Raw genomic sequence first — 1,617 nt, 5'->3', positions numbered from 1 at the left:
ATTGGCAATTCACCACTGATGAGGCTCGTATCAAATTACGCCAGCTCTATCCAGTTGAGACGAAAAACTAGTCAGACTACGTTTGAACCACCACTGAGTGCCGTCCTCGGGGCCCAGCTGATCGGCTCATCACCGCTGATTGCTGTTGATGTAGATTCGAGAGCACTCGATCGGGCAACGGACCTCGGAGCAACACATACGATCAATACGGGGTCCACAGATCCGGTCGATAGACTGCGAGAACTCACGGACGGCGGTCCGGACTATGCTCTGGCCTGTACCGGCGCTGATACAGCTCACCAGCAAGCTCTTGCAGCCACCAGGAAGGGGGGAACTGTGGTGATCGTCGGTGGCGCCGACGAGACACTCGGTCTAGATCCACGGCGGGACCTGGTGCCAGGCGGCAAAACTATCGTCGATTCCATAGTAGGATCACTCCGACCACATACAGACATCCCGAGATACGCCATGCTGTGTGCGGACGGGAAACTCGAACTTGATGAGTTGATAACACACCAATGTGGATTATCTGGGATCCAGGCTGCTTTCGACCGAATGGCCAGAGGAGAGGGCATCCGAACTGTGGTCAAGCCCGGACTTTAGCCGTCTTAGTAATCGTGAATCGGGTCGTCGTCGTCCGTCACTGACTTGATATAACCGAGTTTGTCGTACACGATCCACTCTTCAACATACTTCCATTCGCCGTCGACCTTTTGGATGAGGCAGTTGGCAATGCCGAGGTTCTCCTCCATGGTTTTCCCGGTCGGCGGTCCGTAATCGGTCGGGCCCGTGTTTTCGGCGGTGATCGTTCGAACCATTGACGTGTAATATCCGTCCTCTGGATTACCATCCCAGATGATATTCACGATGTTCATCTCCGTTTTGGGAAAGGCGTTCAGACGGGCTAGGGTATCTTCTACCAGTTGTTCTGACCCTTCGATGTCGCCTCCTGCAGCGTGGACGACGACGTCGTCGGCGTAGTAGTCGTAGATCTTTCCGACTAACTTTTCGTCCCAGATTTCCCGGGTACTCTGTCGAATCATACGCTCGACATCTAGTTCGTCAGCAGTGCGCCAGTCCTCGGTCATGCTGTTTCCTCCGCCGATCGCTCTGTTTGTAATAACGTGCCAGTCGTAACTGCTTGTGATGTGTTACTATGCCGGACTAATATATACGACGCCATTAAATCTCTATTTTGCCCCTCAACGCATAAAGATATCGACGTAAACAACATTGTGTGCAAAAATTCGATTCAGTTATCGGATTACGGTCGATCCCTTAGTCCGTTTTGTGGTTCCAATTGAGTTACTTCTCGATTGAAAAGGGAACTGCGACTTTCGAACTCTTGGGAATGAACAGTACACTTAATCCAAGAGTGTGTGAATTCCGTCCTATCTCAATGCTTGTGCTGAAGAATCTAGCCGATTTCAACAGAGACCAATATAGTACTATAATAGCAGTTCTCCTTGCAGGCGGGACAGCTATACTTTCCCCACTTCCAAGCGAACAAACTTGGATTTTGTGCTCTATTGAAAATGGAAGACAGCAACGCGATCACGCCGTAATGAGTTTAGGAAAACGAGGTCGAGAAGACGGTAATGGGAGTCGCCTTGCTCG

General features: G+C 50.9%; 2 protein-coding genes. One reads left to right on the top strand and one right to left on the bottom strand.

Annotation, left to right across the window (positions count from 1 at the left end):
* A partial coding sequence (locus CHB65_RS16625) for a zinc-binding dehydrogenase (RefSeq protein ID WP_143420481.1) occupies window positions 1-603 on the top strand: 603 nt, incomplete at its 5' end.
* A gap of 5 nt (window positions 604-608) precedes the next feature.
* On the opposite strand, the gene CHB65_RS16620 is transcribed toward CHB65_RS16625, so the two are convergent.
* The gene (locus CHB65_RS16620; RefSeq protein WP_089386123.1) at window positions 609-1,088 is read right to left on the bottom strand and encodes an ester cyclase; all 480 of its coding nucleotides are present in this window, start codon (window positions 1,086-1,088) and stop codon (window positions 609-611) included.
* Window positions 1,089-1,617 lie beyond the last annotated feature (529 nt).

This window comes from Halorubrum vacuolatum (assembly GCF_900188065.1).
GTDB lineage: Archaea > Halobacteriota > Halobacteria > Halobacteriales > Haloferacaceae > Halorubrum > Halorubrum vacuolatum.
The sequence above is the reverse complement of the archived record's forward strand: the minus strand, read 5'-3'. Positions and strand labels throughout refer to the sequence as shown.

Coding starts and splice junctions, on each gene's coding strand:
- CHB65_RS16620 (WP_089386123.1), bottom strand. CDS start 1,088: ATGACCGAGGACTGGCGCACTGCTGACGAACTAGATGTCGAGCGTATG.